We start from the raw sequence: 22,501 nt of genomic DNA, 5'->3' as shown, positions 1-22,501 counted from the left end.
GCGGGATAATCGAACGATGGCAGTGGGGCGGAGCCGGCCCGCGGCGCGTGCGGTACGAGGCGCAACCGGCAAGAGCGACACCATATTTCGCAGTGGCGATTGGCCGCCACGGGTGGTCATGCGGCGTGCCGGTGGTCTGCGCACGCTGGAGGCCGCCCTGATCCGCAGCGGCCTCGGACCGGTCGCCGGGGTCGACGAGGCCGGCCGCGGCTGCTGCGCCGGACCGCTGGTGGTGGCGGCCTGTCTGCTCGCGCCGAAGGCGTACGACTCGCTGGCCGGGCTCGACGATTCGAAGAAGCTCACCGAAGCGGTGCGCGAGGAACTGTTCCCGATCATCCAGCGGCGCGCGCTGGCCTGGAGTGTGGTGGTGGTGCCGGCATGGGAGGTCGATGCGATCGGCATCCACGTCGCCAACATCGAGGGCATGCGGCGGGCGGTCGCGGCACTCGACCACACGCCGGGATACGTTCTGACCGACGGCTTCCGGGTGCCGGGCATTCCGGTGCCGTCGCTGCCGGTCATCGGCGGGGACGCCTCGGCGGCGTGTATCGCCGCCGCGAGCATTCTCGCGAAGGTCACCCGGGACCGGATCATGGTCGGTGTCGATCAGCGACTCCCCGGCTACGGGTTCGCCGCCCACAAGGGGTACAACACCCCGGAACACATTGCCGCGCTCGCCCGGCTCGGTCCCAGCGACGAGCATCGGCGTTCGTGGCGCAACGTGCCGGACATGCCCGAATCGAGGCGACTGGCTACCGATACCGCCCATGCGCGATGATGTCAGGACACGCATCGCGGCGAGAAGGAGGACGTCCCACCCGATGAGCGCCGAGGACCTCGAGAAGTACGAAACCGAGATGGAGCTCTCGCTGTATCGCGAGTACAAGGACATCGTCGGTCAATTCTCGTACGTGGTGGAAACCGAGCGCCGCTTCTACCTCGCCAATTCCGTCGAGTTGCGGCCGCAGAACGCCGACGGCGAGGTGTATTTCGAGGTACGCATGTCGGATGCGTGGGTATGGGATATGTACCGCCCGGCCCGGTTCGTCAAACACGTGCGGGTGATCACGTTCAAGGACGTGAACATCGAGGAGCTGGAGAAGACGGACCTGCGCCTGCCGGAGTAGTCCGGCCTCGAAAGGGCCGGTGCGCCCGGCCTATTCGATCCACGAACAGACGGCCAGCGCCGCGACGGTGCAGGCCACGAAGGCGACGGCGACGGTGATCGCGAGGTTCGCCCGCGCGTCCTGCGGTCCACCGTCCGGATGCCGGCTCAGGGTCTGGCCGCGTCGCACGCACACCAGTGCGGCGACCGTCAGCGCGACCACCGCCGCCAGCGGTGCCAATGTCGCAGGGCGCCTGCCACTGTCGAGGGCGGCGTGCAGTAACAGCACCGCGTTGGCCATCACCGCCACGGCGGTCCGCCGCCACGCCAGCACGGTCCGCTGCGCCTGCAGGCCGGGATCGGCAGCGTCGGCGGCCGCCGTACTGGCCGCGGTCACGACAGCAGCACCCCCAGACAGGCGAGTGCGGCGACGACGGCGATGCCGATCGCCAGGATCGGCACCATGAGGGTGCGCGGCAGTCTGGTGCCCTCGCGCATCACGCGCTCGACGTGCCGCCAGCGGCCGTACGCGCCGATCGCGACGACGACCGCCAGCACGATGCAGCTGAGCGCGATCGCGGTGCGGACTCCGTACCGCCGGAACGGTTGCACGAGTTCGTGCACCGCGACGCCGCCGGCCAGCAGTCCCAGCGCGGTGCGCATCCAGGCGAGGAAGGTGCGCTCGTTGGCGAGGGTGAACCGGTAGTCCACCTCGGGTTCGCTGCTGTCGGTGTCCGCACCCATCACCCGCATCCTCTCCACCCGGTGATCCCGGTCGATCGGTCCCCCCGCGCATCCTTCCACCATGCCGTCACGCGACGATAACCGACCGATCGGTGCGCGGGATGTTGTCCACAGCCGGAAAGTTGTCCACACTCGCCGAGGAGCGCCTTCCGCGACACGGCCGGGCCCGGCACGGTGGACGCATGTGCCGGATTCTCACGATCGTGCTCGGGTGGCTGCTGCTGACGGTGGTGCTGCCCGCACCCGAGGCCGGGGCGGCGACGGGCGGTTTCGGCTGGCCGCTGCGGCCCCGGCCCGTGGTGCTGCGGCGTTTCGACCGGCCCGCGCACGACTGGCTGCCCGGACATCGGGGCGTGGATCTGGGCGGCGCCGCGGGGCAGCCGGTGCTGGCCGCCGCCGACGGAGTGGTGGTCTTCGCTGGATCGGTGGCGACCAAACCAGTGGTTTCGGTGGAGCACCGGGATTCCGGTTTGCGCACCACCTATGAACCGGTACTGGCGTCGGTTGCCGTGGGGCACAGGGTGTTCCGGGGCGAGCAGATCGGTGTGCTGGTGGCCGGCCATGCCGGCTGCGAGGTGTGCCTGCACTGGGGTGTGCGGCGGGGGCAGGAATACCTGGACCCGCTGGGTCTCGTGCACGCGGCGCCATTGCGGCTACGGCCGCTGGCCTCGGCGCATACCGTGCGTGGGCCTCGGGCGCCGCCCGGGTGGGCCGGAGTCATCGGCACCGGCCGCCGGATGGGGTCGCGAGTGTGTCGCGAAACTTGTTGCCTTGGTGATGAATTCGGATGGCAGCCGTGTGGGCGCGCCGGGCGGGAATCGAGGGCGGGCCCGGCGGATGATCCGGCCGGGCCCGGCGGGTCAGGAGCGGCCGCGTCCGCCGACCGGCGCGCTCTCCTGGTCGGCGAGTTCGCGCTTCCAGGAGCGGAAGCCCTCCTCGGTACGGCCGAGGCGCCAGTACCCGGAGATGGATGCCAGGTCGGCGGGCACGCCGCGTTCCTTACGGATGTAGGGGCGCAGACCGTGCATCACGGCCTCTGCCTCGCCGTGGATGAAGACCTGCACCCGGCCCTCGGGCCAGGGCTCGGCGCGCACGGCCGCCACCAGGTTCTCGCCCGGGGCCGCGTCGCCGCGGTGCACCCAGGTCAGCACGACCCCGGCGGGGCGCTCGAAATCGACCTCGTCGGCGGGCGAGCCCACCTCGACGAACACCCGCCCGGCGGCGTCGGCGGGCAGGGCGGCGCACGCGGCGGCGATCGCGGGCAGGGCCGAGTCGTCGCCCGCGAGCAGATGCCGGTCGGCCTCCGGACGCGGCGAGTACGCGCCGCCGGGGCCGACCATGATCAACGGGTCGCCCGGCTGTGCGGCGGCGGCCCAGGGGCCCGCGATGCCCTCGTCGCCGTGGTACACGAAGTCGATGGCGATCTCCCGGGCCGCCGGATCGATCGAGCGCACGGTATAGGTGCGCACGCTGTCGCCGTCGGGGCCGGGGAACTGCAGTTTGACGTAGGCGTCGGTGAAGCCGTTCGGCTGGAATGTGTCGAATCCGGGCCCGCCGAGATGAACGCGGATCAGGTGGTCGGTCAGTCGTTGCGTGCGCTGCACGATGAAGTTGTGCGGGACACGTGGTCGGGGCATGTGGGAACCTCCATAATTAGGTTTACCTAAAAGACCGTAGCACGGAATATCGCCGATAGCTCGGAATAAATCTGTGACGAGGATCGTGTGTCCCGGGTGCCGTCCCGGCGTCAGGATGGGTGCATGTCGAGGTCGCCGGAACAGCCCCCGTTCACCTATGCCGAGGTCGGCGCGACCCGCGGTGAGTTCCCGCCGGGCTACCACGGATTCCGGATCCGCCGCCGCCTCGGCACGGGCCGCGAGCTGTTCGAACGGGTCGCGACGGAGATCCTCACATATCGGATGCAGCGCGGCACAGGCATTTTCGAGTCGGCCGACACACCCGAGGCCGCCCCGGGCACCCGGCTGACCGTCCGGCTCGGGATCGGGCCGCTGGCGCTCACCGCTCCCTGCCGGGTCGTCTACGTACTCGACGAACCCGACCGGCGCGGCTTCGCCTACGGCACCCTGCCCGGTCATCCGGAGGTCGGCGAGGAGCTGTTCGCGGTCGAATACGATCCGGCCGACGACACCGTCCACGGCGTGGTGTCGGCCTTCTCCCGGGCGGGTTCCTGGTACACCCGCCTGGGCGGCCCGGTGGCGCGGCTGGTCCAGCACTGGATGGCCCGGCGCTACCTCGCCGCCGTCCGGCCCGGGGGCAGCGGAACCCGGAGTCGATGAATCCGGCGGTACCGCACCGTCCACCCTGTGACGACAACCACGGGATCGGAAGGTGCGTGCCATGACGACAGCGGAGACATCGGACGCCGGGGACGGCCCGCACGACATCCCTGCCGCGCGGAACCCGGCGCTGGATCGCCTCGACACCCTGGTGGGCCGATGGCGGGTGGTGGCGACCTTCCCGGCGGGCTTCTTCGCCGCGGACGATCCTCCGGTCACCCGGGGCGGGGGCGCCACCACCTTCGAGTGGCTCGACGGGCGGCATTTCCTCCTGCAACGGTTCACGACCGGCGATGCGGGGCCGCCGAGCGGGATCGCCGTCATCGGCCTCGATCCCGACGGGCTGTTCCGGCAGCACTACTACGACTCCCGAGGCGTCGCTCGCGTTTATCACATGAGCGTCGCGGACGATGTGTGGCGGTTGTGGCGACTGGAACCCGGTTTCTCCCAGCGCTTCACGGGCCGGCTCGCCGCCGGCGGCGCCCGGATCGACGGACTGTGGGAGCGGTCGGCCGACGGCGAATCCTGGGACACCGACTTCGAACTCTCCTACGAGTGCGAACCCTGACCACGCGCCGGGTCGTTGCTCCCCGGCCGGGCGCGCACCCGTCGGGTCCGTACATCTCCGTGTGCACGGTATGCGTACAGCCGTACGAGAATTCGCGCGATCGGTCGAGCGTTTTCCCTTCCGCGCTCGTATAGTGACGAGCAACCTGCCGGTAAGGGGGCTGCTCGTGCTGTCCCCACGATGGTTCGAGCGAAGATGCGGGACGGGGGTGGGCGAGGTGGTCGACGTGACCGCAGCACGTCTGCGTGAACTCGCGGGCCCGGACCCCTATCGGGACAACGCATTCCGGGTGGTGAACGTCGCGACCGACGCCGATCGGCGAACGTTGCGGGATCGTCGCCGAGTTGTGCTCGCCGCCTTGGCCGCCGGTGCCGACACCGATCTCGACCATACGCTCCACGTCGACACCGACCGTGCCCGAGCCGCTTTCGACCTCCTGCTCGGCGACCCGCGGCGCCGGATCGCCGACGAGGTGTTGTGGACGTGGGGTACCCCGCCGGGGCGCTGCGGCTGCGCTCCGGATGCGCACGCCGCCCACGACGCGGCGATCTCCGCACACCGCTTCGCCCTGGCCGAACACGCCACACCCGGCGCGAGTACCACGGTGCACTGGCGGGAGGCGGCCAGATCCTGGGACGCGGCACTGCGCAGCGCCGGTTTCACCGAGCACATCCGGAGCCGGATAGCAGATCTGGACGACCCGCGGCTCGGCGAATCGGTGCTCACCGTCCTGATCGACGAACTACCCCTCGTACTGGTGAAACCGGTACTGGGACTGGCGGTTTCGCACCCGGAGTGGCAACGGGACCTCTACGACGTGGTACGCGAGTGGCCGATGCCCGATCCGGTCCGCGACCGGCTGATGGAACAACTCGCGACCCCCATCCGCGACAGCACGATCACCGCACTGGACGCCGCCTACGAGATGTTCGAACTGGGCGACTTCCGCACCGCCGCGCAGCGCGTCGAGAACACGATCGCCCCCGCCACTCGGGAACTGGAAGCCCTGCTCCCGGCCGCCCGCCACCCCCGGACCGCGGTGATCCGCGACCGCGCCGCCACGCTGCTCGGCAAATGCGCGCATCGCCTGGTCTCACGCTCCCCGCACCCGCGACAGGTCGCAGGCCTGTCCCAGCGCCGGGACAATCTCGGCCACGCCGCCGACTGGCTGCGCATCGCGCTGGAACTCGTCGCCGAACCCGACGCCGCCGAGCGGTTGCGCACCCAATTGGCCGATGTGGAAGCCGAACTCGCGGAAACCGGCCGCACCCTGGACCGACTCGCCATGCCCGCGAAGCCCCTACCCCTGACACCGGATCCGGCGCGCCGGCCGGCCACCCTGCCACCGGTCGGCCGCCAACGCCTACCGGTGATGACGACGGCCAGGCGCCTCCCCAGCCTGACCAACCTACGGCCACCGTTCCGCCCCAGCCTTCTCATCGTCGGAGTGACCGTGATTCTCGGCTTCTCGATCCTGGTACTCGCCCGCTGCTCCTCCCCGCAGCCCGACCACCGCTCCCTCCCCACCCCCATCGGATCGGTGACCCGAATCCCCGCCCCGCCCACCACAACCAGCGCCTACCGCATCGCCCCCCAGGGCCGTGCCTCATGAGCCTCCTGACCCGCGCCCGAGCAGTACTACGTGCCGCCGCCGTCGCCGCCATAGCACCACTGGACCCACCCGCCCCGGTGGCGGTGCCGCAACAGGCTGTGGCGCCTGAGGCGACGATCACGCCCGAGGCGACGATCACGCCCGAGGCGACGATCACGCCCGAGGCGACGACAGCATCCGCGCAGCGCGCGGATGCGTCGTCGGCCGAAGCTGTGTCGGCCGAAGCTGTGTCGGCCGAAGCTGTGTCGGCCGAAGCTGTGTCGGCCGAAGCTGTGTCGGCCGAAGCTGTGTCGGCCGAAGCTGTGTCGGCCGAAGCTGTGTCGGCCGAAGCTGTGTCGGCCGAAGCTGTGTCGGCCGAAGCTGTGTCGGCCGAAGCTGTGTCGGCCGAAGCTGTGTCGGCCGAAGCTGTGTCGGCCGAAGCTGTGTCGGCCGAAGCTGTGTCGGGCGAAGCTGTGTCGGGCGAAGCTGTGTCGGGCGAAGCTGTGTCGGGCGAAGCTGTGTCGGGCGAAGCTGTGTCGGGCGAAGCTGTGTCGGGCGAAGCGAAGGTGGTCGAAAAGGGCTCGGGGGCAGCGGGTTCGGAGGTGACTTCGGGTCGGTGTGGGTCGGGTTCGTCGGGGGAACGGGTGGACGAGCGGGCGCTGGCGGAGGCAGCGACCAATCTGTGGCGGGCCGAGCGGAAGCTGCGGGCGGCGGAGCAGTCGAATACCGTGCGGCAGGTCGGGCGCTATCTGACGCGGTCCCGGAACGCCTTCGCGGCGGCCGCGCTCGAGATCCAGGACTACGACGGTGAGCGCTTCCATCCCGGCCGCGACCTCGAGGTGCTCGACTATCAGGAAGACCCGGAAGTCGGTGCGGAAACTGTGATCTCGACAGTGCGGCCTACGATCTATTTCCGCGACAGGCATATTCAGCGAGGGCAGGTGATCGTCGGTATCCCGCCGGGCGACCGGACCGGCGGTGCCGAACCGGAGGGAGGCCGGAATCCGTGAGCGACACCATCGACGTCGGAATTGATCTGGGCACCACCAACAGTGCGGTGGCCGTCGCCGCCGGTGGCCGGGTCACAGTCGTCAAGAACAACGACAATGCCGACACCACACCGTCGGCGGTCTGGCTGCCCCGGGCCGATACGGTCTACGTCGGGCAGCGGGCACGTAAACGTGCCGAGACCGATCCGGACAACACCGCCACCGAGTTCAAGCAGTTGATGGGTTACGAGGGCACGGCGATGCGGTTCGTCCGCGCCGAGGTCGAACTCAATCCGGAGCAGCTCTCGGCCGAGGTGCTGAAGTCGTTGCGGCACAACGTGGCGAGCGCGCTCGGTGAACCGCCCGACGCGGCCGTCATCACCGTGCCGGCCGCGTTCGCGCTGAATCAGCGCAACGCCACCCTGCGCGCGGCGGAACTGGCCGGGCTCGGCAAGGGCTGTCCGTTGGTGCAGGAGCCGGTCGCGGCGGCGTTCGCGTTCGGCTTGCGGGAGCAGGCCGGCCGCGGTCGCTGGCTGGTGTTCGACTTCGGCGGCGGCACATTCGACGCCGCCGTGCTGTATCGCGACGACGAGGAACTCCAGGTACTGCACCACGCCGGTGATCGCAGCCTGGGCGGCAAGCTGATCGACTGGGCACTGGTGGACCGGGTGCTGGCCCCGGCCGTCGCCCAGGAACTGGGACTGAAGGATTTCACCCGATCCGTCCGCCGCTGGCGGGGCAACTTCGCCCGGCTGAAGGCGGCCGCGGAACAGGCGAAGATCGACCTCTCGCAGAACGAATCGGCCGAACTCATCATCGAATTGGTGGTGGACGGGCAGGAGGAGACCTTCGAGGTCACGCTGCCGCGCGAGGCCCTCGACGTCGTCGCCGAGCCGTTCTATGTGCGCGCGATCGAGCTGGCCAAGTCGGCGCTGGCGGAATCCGATCTGCAGACCGAACATCTGGACCGGGTGCTGCTGGTCGGCGGCACGACACTGGCCCCGGGACTGCGGGAACGGCTGGCGGATCCGGTGATCGGCCTCGGCGCGCCACTGGATTTCAGCGCCGACCCGACCACCGTGGTCGCACACGGCGCCGCGCTGTTCGCGAGCACCGTCCGGCGCCCGCGCCGCTCCGCCCCGGCCCGCAGGCCCGGTGGTTTCGCACTGGAGATGACCCACGAGCCGACCGTGACCGTGACCGATCCGGTGGTGGCCGGCCGCGTGCACGGCGATCCGGTCGGTCCCTGGGCGAAATACGCGGTGGAACTGGGCAATCCGGACGCTCGCCCGCCGTTCCGCTCGGGTCGGATCGCGCTGAACGCCAACGGCGCCTTCACTTGTGAGGTCGACATCGATCCGCGGCAGACCTCCCGATTCCGGGTCGCACTGTTCGACGGATCCGGCACCGAATGTTCGCTGGAACCCGGCACTTTCACCATCACCCACCGCGCCGGCCCGGAGTTCGAGGGTGTCCGTCTCGCCGATTCGCTCGGCGTGCAGCATGCCGACGGGGGATTCTCGGTGGTCGTGCGCAAGGGGGTGACGCTGCCCGCGCTCGGGCACCGGACCTTCAAGACCTCCGGGGCGCTGCGCCGCACCGAACTGGATGCGGTGCTGCGTATTCCGGTCGCGGAGGGGGAGCGCAGCCGGGGCGAGCGCAATCGGCAGGTGGGCATGCTGGAGGTGCGCTCGGCCGATATCACCGTCGATCTGCCGATGGGCAGTGACGTGGAGGTCACCTTCGAGATCGACGTCTCCGGGATGGTCTCGGTGGTCGCCGACGTACCCGCCGTCGAGATCCAGACGGATGCGGTGATCAATCTCGACGGTGTCGCGGCCCCGACCCCGCCGCAACTGCGGGAACAACTGCGCGAGATCGAGCAGCGGCTGTTCCTGCTCCGCAACTCCGCGCATCTGGCGCCGCAGGCCGAACAACTGCTGCAGACCTTCGACCGCCAGGGCACGCTGACCACGGCCCACGAACAGGTCGCCGCCTCCGACACCAGCCCCGACGCGGCCGTCGCCGCCGAGGACCGCCTGCGCGACGCGCACGCCGAACTGGACGACGTCGCCGATGCGCTGGCGGTGCCGGAACTGGTTCGCGACCTCGACGAGCGACTCGGTTACGTCGAGATGCGGGTCCACCAGATCGGTACCGAACGGGATCGGCATCGGCTCACCGACCTGCGGGCCCGAGCCGAGGACGCCATCGAGACGCGCAACTCCAAAGCGCTGCGCAAACAGCTCGACGAGGCCTCGGAGTACCACGTCGATCTGGTCCGCCGTTCGCCGGATTTCCCGGTGGTGCTGTTCCACAGCCTGGAGGACGCGCTGCGATCGACGCCGGAGGCGGCCGGTCTGCTGCGCGAGGGCGGCCGCGTCATCGCCGCCGGGGAACATTGGCAACTGACCCTGATCAACCACCGGTTGTTGTTGCTGCTGCCCCCGAACCTGCGTGACCCGGCGATCGGCATCCTCTGATCGGTTCAGGCGCGCGGATGCGCCTGGTCGTGCACCTTCTTGAGCCGCTCGATGGACACATGGGTGTAGAGCTGGGTGGTGGCCATGCTGGCATGCCCGAGCACCTCCTGCACGATCCGCAGGTCGGCGCCGCCCTCCAGCAGATGCGTGGCGGCGGTGTGCCGTAGACCGTGCGGCCCCATATCGGGCGCGCCCGGTATCGCGGCCACCACCTCGTGCACGACGGTCCGCGCCTGCCGCTGATCGAGCCGGCCGCCGCGCCGCCCCAGCAGCAACGCCGGGCCGGATCGCGCGCCGGCGAGGATCGGCCGGCCGTGCCGCAGCCAGGCGACCAGGGCGTCCTCGGCCGGCACCCCGAACGGCACCATCCGTTGTTTGCCACCCTTGCCCAGCACCCGCACCAGCCGCCGTTCCCGATCGACGTCGTCGAGGTCGAGGCCGCACAGCTCGCTGACCCGAATCCCCGTCGCGTACAACATCTCCACGATCAGCCGATCCCGCAGTGCCATCGGATCCTGCTGCGCCGCACCGGATTCCGCGGCCGACATGGCCTCCCTGGCCTGCTCCCGGCCCAGCACCGCCGGCAGTGTCCGGTGCGGTCGCGCCGCCGCCAGCCGTGGCCCCGGATCCACCGCGACGCGCCCGGTGCGATGCAGCCACGCGGTGAACGTGCGCGCCGACGACGCCCGGCGCGCCATCGTGGCGCGCGCTGCTCCGCCCTTCGAGAGCACCGCCAGCCACGACCGCAATCCCGCGAGGTCGATCTGCGCCACCTCGAAATCGTCGCGCTCCGTTCGCAATTGCAGCAACAACGACCGTGCGTCCCCCAGATAGGCCCGCACCGTGTGGTCCGACCGGTTCCGCCCCAGCAGCAGATGCTGCCCGTACTCCTCGAGCAACGACTCCAGTTCGCCGGGCAACTCCTCCATCCGACCACCGTCCCCCGCCGTTGCCGGACCCGCAAGTCTCCGCGCCGAAAGCCTGTCGCCCCTGGCCTGCACCGGCCGCCGCGATGCGTGGTCCGGGTCGCCGCCCGAGACCGAGCCCTCGTGACCGCAGGGTAGCGGCGAGCCCGACCCACTCGTGCCGCCCTGCGACACAGGCCATTTGCCCGAGACCGTCGCCGCCCCGGCCGGGCAGCGTCGTGCACGGTCGCTCGAACAGCCCGGAGGTGACCTGCTCCGCACCGGTTCGGCCGACCGGAGGTGTGTGGTGTTGGCGATGTACTCGGATCATCGGACGAGCCTTTCGGTGCGGGTGAGACGGAACCAGCCGGAGGGGTCGGAGCCCACGAGGCCCGCCAATTCGAGGGCCGGGAGGGCGGCGCGAACCGTGGCCAGCGGCAGTCCCGAATCGGCGGCCAGATGGGCCGGCAGCCGGGAGCCGACCTGAGGGAGGGCGGCGTAGACCAGACCTTCGTCACCGTCGGGGGTTTCGTCGGCGGCCACGGCTCGGTCGGGCACCGCCAGGCGCAGGGGCCCGGTCTCGTCGACGACCTCCTCCGCGCGGGTGACGAGCAGGGCCTCGCCCTCCCGGATCATGCGGTGACAGCCCACAGACGCGGCGGAGGTGACCGGACCCGGCACCGCCAGGGCCGGACGGCCCAGGCGGCGAGCCCATTTCACGGTGTTGCGGGCGCCGCTGCGCATACCGGCCTCGACCACCAGAACCCCGTCCGACAGGGCGGCGATCAGCCGGTTGCGAGCCAGGAAATGATGTTTGTGCGCGGTGGTGCCGGGCGGATATTCGCTGACCACCAGCCCGTACTCGGCGATCTCGGCGAGCAGTCGCTCGTGCTGCGCCGGATACGGCCGGTCCACACCGCAGCCGAGCACCGCGACGGTCGTGCCGCCGGCGGCGAGGGCGGCGCGGTGGGCGGTGCCGTCGATGCCGAAGGCCGCGCCGGACACGATGGTCCAGCCCTGGCCGGCCAGATCGCCCGCGATATCGGCGGCCACCTGTTCGCCGTAGCCGCTGCTGCATCGGGCACCCACCACCGCGAGCGCCTGCTCGGTGGCATCCGGCAGCGACAGCGGCCCGCGGACCCACAGCACCAGCGGGACGGCGGCGCTCCGGTCCCGGGTCGCGTCCAGCTGACCGAGCGCCAGCATCCGCCAGCTCGGCCACTCCACATCGTCCGGGGTGAGCGCCCGGCCGCCGAGCCGGGCGACGAGATCCAGATCCCGTTCCGCGCAATCGGTTCCGCGCCGCAGTTCGGTGGCGCTCCGCAACGACTCCGGCAGATCGCACTCGCGTACCGCGCGAGCGGCCTCCGTCACGCCGATGCGGTCGATCAGCGCGGACAGCGCCGGGCACGGGCCCTCGACCACGCGCGACAGGTACACCCACGCCAGCCGCCGGGCGTCGGCATCATCGGTCATGCCACACCCCGCTGCCGGAAGTTCAACGCCTGCAGCACATCCTGAACGGCCGGCACCTCGCCGCCGCGCAGATCGCACATGGTCCAGGCGACCCGGATCGCCCGGTCGGCGCCGCGGGCCGACATCCGGCCGTGCCGCAGCGCGTTCTCCACCGGTGCGAGCGATTCGCGGGGCAGCCGGAACCGCTGGCGCAGAACATGTCCCGGCACCTCGGCATTGGTGGACCAGCCGTACTCGCGCCAGCGCGCCACGGCCGCGGCGCGGGCCGCCGCGACCCGCTCCCGCACCACCTCGCTGCTCTCGGCCTCCTGTGCGGCGAAGGCCCCGGCGGCCTGACCGTACATCTGCACCCAGATGTCGATGCGATCCATCAGCGGACCGGACAGCTTGCCGAGATACCGGCGGCGGGCGAGCGGAGCGCAGATGCAGTCGACGTCGCGGGCCGGGGCGCACGGGCACGGATTCGCGGCCAGGATCAGCTGGAACCGGGCCGGATAGCGAGCGACGCCGTCGCGGCGCGCGATGCGGATCTCGCCCTCCTCCAACGGGGTTCGCAACGCCTCCAGCACCTTCGTGCTGATCTCCGCGCACTCGTCGAGGAACAGCACCCCCCGATGCGCCCGGCTGACCGCCCCCGGCCGCGCCGAACCGGTTCCGCCGCCGACCATGGCGCTGACCGAGGTCGAATGATGCGGGGCGACGAACGGCGGCGCGGTGATCAACGGATGCTCACCGGAGAGCGTGCCGGCCACCGAATGGATCGCGGTGACCTCCAGCGACTCGGTCTCCGTCAGTGGCGGGAGCAGACTCGGAAGGCGTTGTGCCAGCATGGTTTTGCCGATACCGGGCGGTCCGGTGAGCAGCAGGTGGTGGCCACCGGCCGCGGCCACTTCCAGTGCCCAGCGCGCCTCGTTCTGGCCCACCACCTCGCTGAGGTCGCCACCGGTCCGCTCGGCCGGTGGCAGCAACCCTTCCGGCCGGTGCAATTCGCCGTCACCGCGGAGCCAGTCGATCAGCTCGCGCAGGGTGGCCGCGCCCAGTACGGCGATGCCGTCGACCAGACCGGCCTCCATCAGCGCGCATTCCGGCACCACCGCGGTGGTGCGGCCCGCTTTACGGGCGGCGAGCACCGCGGGCAGGACGCCGCGTACCCGGCGCACCCGGCCGTCGAGCGCCAATTCGCCGAGCAGTACGGTCCCCGACAGTCGTTTCGCCGGGACCGAATCGCCGGCGTCGAGTACCGCGGCGGCGAGGGCCAGGTCGTACACGCTGCCGACCTTCGGCAGGGTGGCCGGGGACAACGCGAGGATGACCCGGCCGTCGGGCCACTTCTCCCCGGAATTCGCCACCGCCGCGCGGACGCGGTCGCGCGACTCCTGCAACGTGGTGTCCGGCAGCCCGACCAGATGTATCGAGGGCAGGCCCTGCCCCACGTCGGCCTCGATCTCCACCAGCTGGCCGTCCACCCCGGTGACCGCGACCGAATGCGCCCGGCCCAGCGCCATCAGAACACCGCCCGCAGGTGGTCGACGGTCGGCTCGCCCCGCGGCGGCACGAGGACCGAGACCACGTCGAAGCGGATGCGCAGCCACGGTCCGTCCTGTTCGTTCAACCACAGCAGGGCCAGCCTGCGGATGCGCTGCTGTTTCGTGAACGTGACCGCCTCCGCCGGCACCCCGAACCCCAGCCCGGTCCGGGTCTTCACCTCCACGAAGGCGGTGACCTCGCCGTCGCGCGCGATCACATCCAGTTCGCCGTACCGGCACCGCCAGTTGCGCGCGATGATCTCCATCCCGGCCTCGCGCAGAAATCGCGCCGCCAGCTCTTCCCCGTGTGCGCCGAGCGCCAGATTGTGTGCCACCCGCCCAGGCTGCGCGTCCGGCCGTCGCGCACCGAGTACGCGACCTGGGCGAACGGTTACCCTGTGGAGTATTGCCGGCTTGTGGATAAAGCGGCTCCGACCACCCCGTTTATGCCGTCGTACCGGGTCTGCGTACACTGATCCCGCGGTCCGCTCGGCGGGCCGACTTCGCGCGTCCGGCGCACAGTGCCGTCGGCTGGTCCCGTCCCCACGGGTCCGGCGGCCGCGGACGCCAGGGCAGAGGTCGTAGTGATCCCTGCATCAACCGGCAACGAAAGGCGGGAACGCAGCAATGGCTGTCGTGACCATGAAGCAGCTGCTCGACAGCGGCGCACACTTCGGGCACCAGACTCGTCGGTGGAACCCGAAGATGAAGCGGTTCATCATCACCGACCGCAACGGCATCTACATCATCGACCTGCAGCAGACGCTGACCTACATCGACAAGGCGTACGAGTTCGTCAAGGAAACCGTCGCCCACGGTGGGACCGTGCTGTTCGTCGGCACCAAGAAGCAGGCGCAGGAGTCCATCGCCGCCGAGGCGACCCGCGTCGGCATGCCCTATGTGAACCAGCGCTGGCTGGGCGGCATGCTCACCAACTTCTCGACCGTCCACAAGCGGCTGCAGCGCCTGAAGGAACTCGAGGCGATGGAGCAGACCGGTGGTTTCGAGGGCCGCACCAAGAAGGAAATCCTCATGCTCACGCGTGAGAAGACCAAGCTGGAGCGTACCCTCGGCGGTATCCGCGACATGCAGAAGGTGCCCTCGGCCATCTGGGTCGTCGACACCAACAAGGAGCACATCGCGGTCGGCGAGGCTCGCAAGCTGAACATCCCGGTCATCGCGATCCTGGATACCAACTGCGACCCCGACCTGGTCGATTACCCGATCCCGGGTAACGACGACGCGATCCGCTCGGCCGCGCTGCTGACCAAGGTCGTCGCCTCCGCGGTCGCCGAGGGTGTGCAGGCCCGCGCCGCGCGCGCCTCCGGCGATACCAAGCCGGAAGCCGGCGCCGCCGGTGAGCCGCTCGCCGAGTGGGAGCAGGAACTGCTGGCTCAGGCCACCCCGGCTCCCGAGGCCGCTGCGGCTCCCGAGGCTGCTCCGGCTCCCGAGGCCACCGCGGCTCCCGAGGCTGCTCCGGCTGCGGAAGCCGCTCCGGCCGCCGAAGAGCCGGCCTCGGCCGCCGAGTAAGCGGCAGTCGCCACCGCGACTTTGTTCACCGTGCCGGCCCTTCCTGTTAGGAAGTGGTCGGCATGGTGTTGTTCGAAGGACCCGAAACCTACAAGGAGGCTCGCCAGGATGGCGAACTACACCGCCGCCGATGTGAAGCGGCTCCGTGAGCTGACCGGCTCCGGCATGATGGACTGCAAGAAGGCGCTGGAGGAGACCGACGGCGATTTCGAGAAGGCCGTCGAGGTGCTCCGCATCAAGGGCGCCAAGGACGTGGGCAAGCGCGCCGAGCGCGCCACCGCCGAGGGCCTGGTCGCCGCGCAGAACGGCGTGATGATCGAGCTCAACTCCGAGACCGACTTCGTCGCGAAGAACGACGAGTTCCAGAACGTCGCCGGCGATATCGTCGACGCCGCTTCCAAGGTCCACCCCACGGACCTCGACGCGCTGAAGGCCGTCGACGTCAACGGCAGGACCGCCGACCAGGTCGTGCAGGAACTCGCCGCGAAGATCGGCGAGAAGCTGGAACTGCGTCGTGTCGTCTCGTTCGACGGCCCGGTCGCGACCTACCTGCACAAGCGTTCCTCGGACCTGCCGCCGGCCGTCGGCGTGCTGGTCGAGTACCAGGGCTCCGGCGATGCGGCCGGTGAGGCCGCGCGTGCCGCCGCCATGCAGATCGCCGCGCTGAAGGCCAAGTACGTGACGCGCGACGAGGTGCCCGCCGACGTGGTCGAGAAGGAGCGCAGCATCGCCGAGGCGACCGCTCGCGAGGAGGGCAAGCCGGAAGGTGCGCTCCCGAAGATCGTCGAGGGCCGCGTCAACGGCTTCTACAAGGACGTCGTCCTGCTGGAGCAGGCGTCGGTCACCGACAGCAAGAAGACCGTGAAGCAGCTGCTGGACGAGGCCGGTGTCACCGTGACCCGCTTCGCGCGGTTCGAGGTCGGCCAGGCCTGATCCGGCCTGCTCCTGGAAGCCGAAAGGCCCCCGGTGCAACGACTTTCGTTGCGCCGGGGGCCTTTTTCGCAGTACTACCCGGTGTGGCCGGACAGGTTGTAGACCGTCGCGTTGCCGACCTGCTGCGGGGTGAAGGTGGCCGTCACCCAGTCGCTGATGTCGGTGTGCTGGTTGCGGCCGAACCCGCCACCACCGTTCCCCGGGGTGCCGTTGCCCGGCATACCGTTGCCGGTCCGGCTGTTGCCCGCGGTGCCGTTGCCCGCTCCGGCGTTACCCGGCGTGACGTTGTTGCCGGGCGTGCTGTTGCCGGTCCGGCCGTTGCCTGCGGTGCCGTTGCCCGCCGTCCCGTTGCCGGTTCCGGCGTTACCGGTGGTCCCGTTCCGGTCCCGGCCCGCACCACCGTTGCCGGTTCCGTTGTCACCCGGAGTCGTGCCCCGGGTGTCCGGCACACCGCCGCCGTTCCCGCCACGCGCGCCCTGGTTGGAGACGATGTAGTAGGTCACCTTCCCCGCCTGCACATCGGCCTGGAACTGCGCCAGCGTCGGCGTCGGATCGCTGCCGGAGAAGCCGCCGATCGCCATCACCGACTTACCGCTCTCGATCTCCAGGCCCGCCGCCGCGGAGGATCCGTTGATCGCCGCCGCCCAGGTGGAGTTCGTCGCCCCGAGCAGCGCGGACAACTGCGGATTCGACTGCGACTGCCCGAACCCGCCGAAGCCGTCGCGACCACCCGCACGGGCCGGGCCCACGGTCGGCCCGCCGCCGGAGTGCGCTGTCCCGATGGTGGCCAGCGAATAGGCCCCCTGACCCGCGAGGCTGCCCAACAGGCCCAGCGCGAGCGCCGCGGTGGCGATCCGCCGCGATCCGCCGCGCTCCCAGGGCATCGCGAGCAGCGCCGCGGCGAACAGCGTGACCAGCAGGATCACCCACCGCAGTTCCGGATACCAGCCGGCATTGCGGTGCAGCAACACGAAGCTCCAGACGCCCGTGAGCGCGATCAGCGCGGCGAGACCGAGCCGCCCGAACACGGTGTGCCGGTTGATCCACATCTCGTGAACGCCGATCGCGAACATCCCGGCGACCGCGGGCGCGATGGACAGCGTGTAGTACGGATGGGCCAGATTCTTCATGTAGCTGAGCACGAGACCGTCCACGAGCACCCAGCCGCCGAAGACGATCGCCCCCGCCCGGACCAGATCGGTGCGCGGTGCGCGCCGCCGGGCGATCAGCACCAGCACCAGGGCCAGCACCGCCGCGGGCAGCAGCCAGCCGATCTCGAAGCCGAATTCACCGGTGAACAGTCGCTCCACGCCGCGAACCTGATTGCCGCCGAAGCCCCCGCCACCCCGTCCGGCCGGCGCGGGAACCGCCGTCGCGGCCGGACCGGCCGCACCCGGCACCTGCGTCGTGGTCGCGGGCGGCGTCGCACCCCGTCCGCCGCCACCGCGGTTGCGGCCCAGGATCCGGGCGAACCCGTTGTAGCCGAGCACCAGATTCATGAAGTTGTTGTCGGTCGAGCCCGCGAGATAGGGACGGCTCGAGGCGGGCCACAGCAGCGTCAGCACCACGTACCATCCCGCGGACGCGAGCATCGCGATCAGCGCGGCGCCGAGTTGCAGGAGCCGGGTGCGGATCGGATTGGGTGCGGCGACCAGATAGGCCAGCCCCAGGGCGGGCAGCACCATCACGCCTTCCAGCATCTTGGCCAGGAACGCGAAGCCCAGGGCCACCCCGGCCAGGACGAGCCACAGCGTCGACGCGCGTTGCAGCGCCCGCACGGTGGCGTAGGCGCCGGCCGTCATCAGCAGCACCATCGCGGCGTCGGGATTGTTGAACCGGAACATCAGCGCCGCGACCGGGATCAGCGCCAGCGCGGCCCCGGCGAGCAGGCCGGTGTAGTGACTGCCGGTGATCCGCCGGATCGCGCCGTACACCAGCGCCACCGCGGCCACTGCCATCAGCGCCTGCGGTATCAGCATGGAGGCGCTGGAGAAGCCGAAGATCCGCCCGGACAGGCCCATCACCCATTGCGACACCGGTGGCTTGTCGACCGTGATGAAGTTCCCGGCGTCCAGCGAGCCGAACAGCAGGGCCTCCCAGTTCCGGGATCCGGCCCAGGCGGCGCCGGCGTAGAACTGGTTGCCCATCCCGTTGATGGTGATGTTCCAGAGGTACATCACCGCCGTTGCGATCAGCAGAGCGGCGAGGCCGGCGCGTTCGACAGTTTTGCCGCTCCGGCCGGGAGCGCGGGGGGCCGCGGGTTGCGGCGGCACCGTCGAGGTGTCCAGTGAGGCGATCACGGTCTCCATTCAGCCCGGCGCAGCGGTGAGGTCCCTGTGAGCGACCGGTGAGCTTGCCCGGGATCGGCTTCGAGCCGACCGGACGGTTCGGTTCGGGAATTCCCGCCGTCGCGCTCTCCCGCACGGGTGCGGCAGTTGTGGGCCGATTCACGCTTCCGCCCCCGCGTAGGGCAGGATGGGTGGAGCTTTGCCGCCGTCCAGGGCCTGCGCGATATCGGATGGTGTATTCGCGTGTACACACCCCTGCCGAGGAGAAGGAGACCGATGTCCGAGCCGGAGCCGGCCCGTAAGGGCTATCGCCGAGTACTCCTCAAACTGGGCGGCGAAATGTTCGGTGGCGGCCGGGTGGGTCTCGATCCGGACGTGGTGCAGACGGTCGCCGAACAGATCGCCGAGGTGGTCTCCGGTGGCGTGCAGGTCGCGGTCGTGATCGGCGGCGGCAATTTCTTCCGCGGCGCCGAATTGGAGGAGCGCGGCATGGAACGCGCCCGCTCCGACTACATGGGCATGCTCGGCACCGTGATGAACAGCCTTGCGCTGCAAGACTTTCTGCAGCAGCAGGGCGTCGACACCCGGGTGCAGACGGCGATCACCATGGGCCAGGTCGCCGAGCCCTACATTCCGCTGCGGGCCAAGCGGCATCTGGAGAAGGGCCGGGTGGTGATCTTCGGTGCGGGCATGGGTATGCCGTACTTCTCCACGGACACCACCGCGGCGCAACGAGCCCTCGAGATCGGCGCCGAAGTGGTGCTGATGGCGAAGGCGGTCGACGGCGTCTACACCGACGATCCGAAGACCAATCCGAATGCGGAGATGTTTTCCGAGGTCACCCACAAAGAAGTCATCGAGCGGGGCCTGAAGGTCGCAGATGCCACCGCGTTCAGTCTCTGTATGGACAACCAGATGCCCATGCTGGTGTTCAATCTCTTGACGAAGGGCAACATCGCCCGCGCGGTGGCCGGTGAGAAGATCGGCACACTGGTTCGGTCCTGAGTCCGTGCCGGGCTCGCCCGGGAATTGTGCGCCGGGCGCGCCCGATACCCGGGATCGACACGACGAACGCTGTGGAGGAAACGGTCGTGATTGAAGAAGCACTCTTCGACGCCGAGGAGAAGATGGAGAAGGCCGTCTCGGTGGCGAAGGACGACCTCGGTTCCATCCGGACCGGTCGCGCGAATCCGGGCATGTTCTCCAGGGTCGTCGTCGACTACTACGGATCCCCGACGCCGGTCACGCAGATGTCCAGCATCACGGTGCCGGAACCGCGGATGGTCGTCATCAAGCCGTACGAGCAGGGCCAGTTGCGCGCGATCGAGACCGCGATCCGCAACTCGGACCTCGGCGTCAACCCCACCAACGACGGTCAGATCATCCGCGTGCTCGTCCCGCAGCTGACCGAGGAGCGGCGCCGCGAGCTGGTGAAGCAGGCCAAGGGCAAGGGCGAGGACGCGAAGATCGCCATCCGCAACGTCCGCCGCAAGGCGATGGACGAACTCGGCCGCATCCAGAAGGACGGCGAGGCCGGCGAGGACGAGGTCGGTCGCGCCGAGAAGGAACTCGACAAAACCACCGCCAAGTACGTCGCGAGTATCGACGACCTGGTGAAGCACAAGGAATCTGAACTGCTCGAGGTCTGACCGGTAATACCGGTCGACCGGGGGGATTGCGGGACGAAATGGACGACAGGTGAGCGACGGGACAATCGTGGCCGATGAAGCCGCGGCCGGTCAGCCGGCAGCCGAGACGACCGGAGACGACACCGTAGTGGACGCGACGGCCGCGCCCTCCGGGCAGCCGACCTCGCGCGCCGGCCGGAACTTACCCGCCGCGCTGTCGGTGGGCATGTTCCTGGGCCTGTCGCTGATCGCGATCCTGCTGTGGGCGCCCCGGGTGCTGGTCGGCGTGATCGCGGTGGCGATCGCCGTCGCCACCTGGGAGGTCGCGAAACGCCTGCGCGAGGCCGACGTGCTGGTGCCGCGCATCCCGTTACTGGTCGGCGGTCAGGCGATCGTGTGGCTGGCCTGGCCGTACGGCACCCAGGGCGTGGCCGGGGCCTTCGGGGCCACGGCACTGGTGTGCATGGCGTGGCGGCTGTTCGATCACGGTCTGGCCGCCACTCCGCGAAACTTCCTGCGCGACACCGCGATCGCGATCTTCGTGGTGTCCTGGATCCCGCTGCTGGCGTCGTTCGCGGTGCTGCTGCTGTCCGAGCCGCGCGGCAACCTGCGGGTGCTGACGTTCATGATCCTCGTGGTCTGCTCCGATGTCGGCGGCTACGCGGCGGGGGTGCTGTTCGGCCGGCACCCGATGGTCCCGGCGATCAGCCCGAAGAAGTCCTGGGAGGGCTTCGGCGGTTCGCTGGTGTTCTGCGTGATCGGCGGCCTGCTGACCGTCACCCTGCTGATCCAGGCCAACTCCTGGGTCGGCGTGGTGCTGGGCGCGGGCCTGGTCTTCGTCGCCACCTGCGGTGACCTGATCGAATCGCAGATCAAGCGGGAACTGGGCATCAAGGACATGGGCACGCTGCTGCCGGGGCACGGCGGCATCATGGATCGGCTCGATTCGATGCTGCCCTCGGCCTTCGTGGCCTGGCTGGTGTTCACCGCGCTGCTCTGAACGCGATCAGCCCTTCTTGACGACCCGGCGCAACTGCAGGATCCGCCACCCGCCCACGAGCCCCATGAGCAGCGCCCCGGCGATGCCGGACAGCAGGATCGTGACCCCGAGCGGCAGCGTCAGGGTCCAGAAGAACAGCGCGATCCGGGTCTTGTCCGGATTCTGCAGGATGAAGATCAACAGCAGCACGCCGAGCACGGCGGCGGCCACCAGGGCGGTCCAGGTGAAACCGGTCCGGGTGGCGAGATTCGGAGTGGGCGCAGCGGTCTCGGGTGCCACCGGAGCGGTCTCCGGCGCGGTGACGGGCTGCGGCGTGGCGGATGTCCCGGAATCGGGGACGGTGTCGGGGGAGGTTTCGGCAGGTGCGTCGCCCGGGGCCCGTTCCGGTCCCGGCGCGGGTGCGGCGTTGCTGGTCATATCCGACGATTTACCGCTGGCCGCGGTTCCATGCACGCGACGGCCCACCGATCCGGAGATCGGTGGGCCGTGCCGGGTTCAGCTGGTGAGGAAATCGTCGATCAGCGCCGCCAGTTCGACCGGCCGATCGCCCTGGACCGAATGCCCGGCCTCCGCGACGACCACGACCCGGGCCTCGGGCTGCCGTCGCAGCAACTCCGCCACATCATCGTCGTCGACGACCGGTGACCGGCCGCCGCGCACCAGCAGCAGGGGAGCCCGCACCGCGGAGACGTCCTCCCACAGCGGCCCGAAATTCATCGTGCCGTCCGCGGTGGGCCGCAGCCGGTCGTAGCGCCACACCCAGCGCCCGTCCGCGCGGGGCCGCGCGTTGTGCAGCACGCCCCGCCGCAGCGACCGCACGGAACGCCCGGGATTGTGGGTCACCGTCCGGTCCAGGATCTCGTCGAAGGAGGCGAAGTCCGCGGGCCCGCCGACGAACGCGGCGATGGCCGCGGTCTTCCCGGGATGGTCCCCGGTGCCCGGCGTCACGTCCACGAGGACCAACCGGCGCACCAGTTCCGGATGCTGTGCCGTCAGCCGCAACGAGGTCAGACCGCCCAGCGACATGCCGACCACCGCCTCGGCCTGCGGCGCCATCGTCTCGATGACGACGGCCACCGCCGCCGCCAGCAGGTCCGGCGTGTACAGGTGATCGTCCCACCAGTCGGAGTGACCGTGTCCCGGCAGATCCACCGCGACCAGCGGCCGATTCAGCGCCAGCGCGACGGTGTCCCAGGTGTGCGCGTTCTGCGCCCCGCCGTGCAGCAGCACCAGTTCGGGCTCCCCGTCACCCCAGCGCAGCCCGCTGACCCGCCGCCCGCCACCGATATCCACGGAGAACCGCCGCACCCGCGGTGGCCCGGCCAACTCCAGCCCGGCCTCCTCCGCATTCTCGGTGAACAATCCGAATTCGTCGTAGTCCGAATAGTCCGACATTCTCGCGAGTATGCCGTGCCCCCGCCCGCCCGCGCATCCCGGT

At 70.1% G+C, this 22,501-nt stretch carries 22 protein-coding genes and 1 pseudogene; 13 read left to right on the top strand and 10 right to left on the bottom strand.

From position 1 onward, the window contains the following. Positions 1–16: 16 nt before the first annotated feature. Together G361_RS0125615 and G361_RS0125610 are read left to right on the top strand one after the other, a co-directional pair. A complete protein-coding gene (locus tag G361_RS0125615; protein ID WP_081635575.1) occupies positions 17–778 on the top strand; it encodes a ribonuclease HII in 762 nt (253 codons plus the stop codon). A 43-nt stretch (positions 779–821) separates the two neighbouring features. Further along, entirely contained in the window at positions 822–1,127 is a 306-nt protein-coding gene (locus G361_RS0125610) for a DUF2469 domain-containing protein (RefSeq protein ID WP_019929973.1), read from the top strand. A gap of 30 nt (positions 1,128–1,157) precedes the next feature. On the opposite strand, the gene G361_RS44875 is transcribed toward G361_RS0125610, so the two are convergent. Next, a complete protein-coding gene (locus tag G361_RS44875) occupies positions 1,158–1,502 on the bottom strand; it encodes a DUF202 domain-containing protein (RefSeq protein ID WP_019929972.1) in 345 nt (114 codons plus the stop codon). Further along, positions 1,499–1,858, bottom strand: a complete 360-nt coding sequence (locus tag G361_RS0125600; RefSeq protein WP_052172904.1) for a DUF202 domain-containing protein — start codon at positions 1,856–1,858, stop codon at positions 1,499–1,501. The genes G361_RS44875 and G361_RS0125600 overlap by 4 nt, the downstream gene beginning before the upstream one ends. A gap of 173 nt (positions 1,859–2,031) precedes the next feature. Here G361_RS0125600 and G361_RS48540 point away from each other — a divergent pair. Further along, positions 2,032–2,520: pseudogene (locus G361_RS48540) on the top strand (M23 family metallopeptidase); the annotation flags it as partial. 189 nt (positions 2,521–2,709) lie between these two features. On the opposite strand, the gene G361_RS0125595 reads toward G361_RS48540, so the two are convergent. Then, positions 2,710–3,486 (bottom strand): siderophore-interacting protein, encoded by a 777-nt coding sequence (locus G361_RS0125595; RefSeq protein ID WP_019929970.1) that lies wholly within the window; start codon positions 3,484–3,486, stop codon positions 2,710–2,712. Between the two features lie 123 nt (positions 3,487–3,609). On the opposite strand from G361_RS0125595, the gene G361_RS0125590 reads away from it, so the two are divergent. The 5 genes from G361_RS0125590 to G361_RS0125570 all read left to right on the top strand — a co-directional run bounded on the left by G361_RS0125590 (position 3,610) and on the right by G361_RS0125570 (position 9,777). Next, positions 3,610–4,146, top strand: coding sequence for a DUF1990 family protein (locus G361_RS0125590; protein WP_019929969.1), 537 nt, complete (start codon positions 3,610–3,612; stop codon positions 4,144–4,146). A 61-nt stretch (positions 4,147–4,207) separates the two neighbouring features. Next, a complete protein-coding gene (locus tag G361_RS0125585; protein WP_019929968.1) occupies positions 4,208–4,714 on the top strand; it encodes a hypothetical protein in 507 nt (168 codons plus the stop codon). Between the two features lie 226 nt (positions 4,715–4,940). Then, positions 4,941–6,326, top strand: a complete 1,386-nt coding sequence (locus tag G361_RS0125580; RefSeq protein WP_155981779.1) for a hypothetical protein — start codon at positions 4,941–4,943, stop codon at positions 6,324–6,326. Further along, entirely contained in the window at positions 6,323–7,315 is a 993-nt protein-coding gene (locus G361_RS49715; protein WP_155981778.1) for a hypothetical protein, read from the top strand. Before G361_RS0125580 ends, G361_RS49715 begins: the two co-directional genes overlap by 4 nt. Next, positions 7,312–9,777, top strand: a complete 2,466-nt coding sequence (locus tag G361_RS0125570) for an Hsp70 family protein (RefSeq protein ID WP_019929965.1) — start codon at positions 7,312–7,314, stop codon at positions 9,775–9,777. Before G361_RS49715 ends, G361_RS0125570 begins: the two co-directional genes overlap by 4 nt. A 5-nt stretch (positions 9,778–9,782) precedes the next feature. Here the strand turns inward: G361_RS0125570 and G361_RS0125565 are convergent, their stop codons facing one another. From G361_RS0125565 to G361_RS0125550, 4 genes are all read right to left on the bottom strand, one after another. Continuing rightward, complete coding sequence (locus G361_RS0125565; RefSeq protein ID WP_019929964.1) at positions 9,783–10,706, bottom strand: tyrosine recombinase XerC; 924 nt, start codon at positions 10,704–10,706, stop codon at positions 9,783–9,785. Positions 10,707–11,009: 303 nt separating this feature from the next. Then, on the bottom strand, positions 11,010–12,158 hold the full coding sequence (gene dprA, locus G361_RS0125560; protein WP_019929963.1) for a DNA-processing protein DprA: 1,149 nt from the start codon (positions 12,156–12,158) through the stop codon (positions 11,010–11,012). Next, complete coding sequence (locus tag G361_RS0125555) at positions 12,155–13,663, bottom strand: YifB family Mg chelatase-like AAA ATPase (protein WP_019929962.1); 1,509 nt, start codon at positions 13,661–13,663, stop codon at positions 12,155–12,157. The genes dprA and G361_RS0125555 overlap by 4 nt, the downstream gene beginning before the upstream one ends. After that, the gene (locus tag G361_RS0125550; RefSeq protein WP_019929961.1) at positions 13,663–14,019 is read right to left on the bottom strand and encodes a YraN family protein; all 357 of its coding nucleotides are present in this window, start codon (positions 14,017–14,019) and stop codon (positions 13,663–13,665) included. Before G361_RS0125550 ends, G361_RS0125555 begins: the two co-directional genes overlap by 1 nt. Positions 14,020–14,311: 292 nt before the next feature. Between G361_RS0125550 and rpsB the strand changes: the two genes are divergently transcribed. Continuing rightward, complete coding sequence (gene rpsB, locus G361_RS0125545) at positions 14,312–15,214, top strand: 30S ribosomal protein S2 (RefSeq protein WP_019929960.1); 903 nt, start codon at positions 14,312–14,314, stop codon at positions 15,212–15,214. A 108-nt stretch (positions 15,215–15,322) separates the two neighbouring features. Then, positions 15,323–16,147, top strand: a complete 825-nt coding sequence (gene tsf / locus G361_RS0125540) for a translation elongation factor Ts (protein ID WP_019929959.1) — start codon at positions 15,323–15,325, stop codon at positions 16,145–16,147. Between the two features lie 74 nt (positions 16,148–16,221). On the opposite strand, the gene G361_RS0125535 is transcribed toward tsf, so the two are convergent. Then, positions 16,222–18,456 (bottom strand): glycosyltransferase family 39 protein, encoded by a 2,235-nt coding sequence (locus tag G361_RS0125535; protein WP_019929958.1) that lies wholly within the window; start codon positions 18,454–18,456, stop codon positions 16,222–16,224. A 255-nt stretch (positions 18,457–18,711) separates the two neighbouring features. Between G361_RS0125535 and pyrH the strand changes: the two genes are divergently transcribed. From pyrH to G361_RS0125520, 3 genes are all read left to right on the top strand, one after another. Further along, positions 18,712–19,440 carry a UMP kinase gene (pyrH, locus tag G361_RS0125530; protein WP_019929957.1) on the top strand — a complete coding sequence of 243 codons (729 nt, stop codon included), beginning with the start codon at positions 18,712–18,714 and terminating at the stop codon, positions 19,438–19,440. Positions 19,441–19,526: 86 nt separating this feature from the next. Next, on the top strand, positions 19,527–20,084 hold the full coding sequence (gene frr, locus G361_RS0125525) for a ribosome recycling factor (protein ID WP_026343506.1): 558 nt from the start codon (positions 19,527–19,529) through the stop codon (positions 20,082–20,084). 49 nt (positions 20,085–20,133) lie between these two features. Continuing rightward, positions 20,134–21,063: a phosphatidate cytidylyltransferase gene (locus tag G361_RS0125520; protein ID WP_019929955.1), complete on the top strand. Its 930-nt coding sequence runs from the start codon at positions 20,134–20,136 to the stop codon at positions 21,061–21,063. A 6-nt stretch (positions 21,064–21,069) separates the two neighbouring features. Here G361_RS0125520 and G361_RS0125515 read toward each other — a convergent pair whose 3' ends face one another. Continuing rightward, positions 21,070–21,480, bottom strand: coding sequence for a lipopolysaccharide assembly LapA domain-containing protein (locus G361_RS0125515; protein WP_036495752.1), 411 nt, complete (start codon positions 21,478–21,480; stop codon positions 21,070–21,072). A 78-nt stretch (positions 21,481–21,558) separates the two neighbouring features. Beyond that, positions 21,559–22,458, bottom strand: a complete 900-nt coding sequence (locus G361_RS0125510) for an alpha/beta fold hydrolase (protein WP_019929953.1) — start codon at positions 22,456–22,458, stop codon at positions 21,559–21,561. Positions 22,459–22,501 lie beyond the last annotated feature (43 nt).

The sequence above is a fragment of the Nocardia sp. BMG111209 genome, from assembly GCF_000381925.1.
In the GTDB taxonomy this organism is placed as follows: domain Bacteria; phylum Actinomycetota; class Actinomycetes; order Mycobacteriales; family Mycobacteriaceae; genus Nocardia.
Note: the sequence above shows the minus strand (reverse complement) of the source record. Positions and strands in the feature narration are given on the sequence as shown.

What these genes read in the sequence shown, in the direction of transcription:
- pyrH (WP_019929957.1), top strand. Translation starts at nt 18,712, where the DNA reads ATGTCCGAGCCGGAGCCGGCCCGTAAGGGCTATCGCCGAGTACTCCTC.
- G361_RS0125565 (WP_019929964.1), bottom strand. Translation starts at nt 10,706, where the DNA reads ATGGAGGAGTTGCCCGGCGAACTGGAGTCGTTGCTCGAGGAGTACGGG.
- G361_RS49715 (WP_155981778.1), top strand. Translation starts at nt 6,323, where the DNA reads ATGAGCCTCCTGACCCGCGCCCGAGCAGTACTACGTGCCGCCGCCGTC.
- G361_RS0125585 (WP_019929968.1), top strand. Translation starts at nt 4,208, where the DNA reads ATGACGACAGCGGAGACATCGGACGCCGGGGACGGCCCGCACGACATC.
- G361_RS0125610 (WP_019929973.1), top strand. Translation starts at nt 822, where the DNA reads ATGAGCGCCGAGGACCTCGAGAAGTACGAAACCGAGATGGAGCTCTCG.
- G361_RS0125600 (WP_052172904.1), bottom strand. Translation starts at nt 1,858, where the DNA reads ATGCGGGTGATGGGTGCGGACACCGACAGCAGCGAACCCGAGGTGGAC.
- G361_RS0125595 (WP_019929970.1), bottom strand. Translation starts at nt 3,486, where the DNA reads ATGCCCCGACCACGTGTCCCGCACAACTTCATCGTGCAGCGCACGCAA.
- rpsB (WP_019929960.1), top strand. Translation starts at nt 14,312, where the DNA reads ATGGCTGTCGTGACCATGAAGCAGCTGCTCGACAGCGGCGCACACTTC.
- G361_RS0125590 (WP_019929969.1), top strand. Translation starts at nt 3,610, where the DNA reads ATGTCGAGGTCGCCGGAACAGCCCCCGTTCACCTATGCCGAGGTCGGC.
- G361_RS0125535 (WP_019929958.1), bottom strand. Translation starts at nt 18,456, where the DNA reads ATGGAGACCGTGATCGCCTCACTGGACACCTCGACGGTGCCGCCGCAA.
- G361_RS0125615 (WP_081635575.1), top strand. Translation starts at nt 17, where the DNA reads ATGGCAGTGGGGCGGAGCCGGCCCGCGGCGCGTGCGGTACGAGGCGCA.
- G361_RS0125515 (WP_036495752.1), bottom strand. Translation starts at nt 21,480, where the DNA reads ATGACCAGCAACGCCGCACCCGCGCCGGGACCGGAACGGGCCCCGGGC.
- G361_RS0125510 (WP_019929953.1), bottom strand. Translation starts at nt 22,458, where the DNA reads ATGTCGGACTATTCGGACTACGACGAATTCGGATTGTTCACCGAGAAT.
- dprA (WP_019929963.1), bottom strand. Translation starts at nt 12,158, where the DNA reads ATGACCGATGATGCCGACGCCCGGCGGCTGGCGTGGGTGTACCTGTCG.
- G361_RS0125555 (WP_019929962.1), bottom strand. Translation starts at nt 13,663, where the DNA reads ATGGCGCTGGGCCGGGCGCATTCGGTCGCGGTCACCGGGGTGGACGGC.
- tsf (WP_019929959.1), top strand. Translation starts at nt 15,323, where the DNA reads ATGGCGAACTACACCGCCGCCGATGTGAAGCGGCTCCGTGAGCTGACC.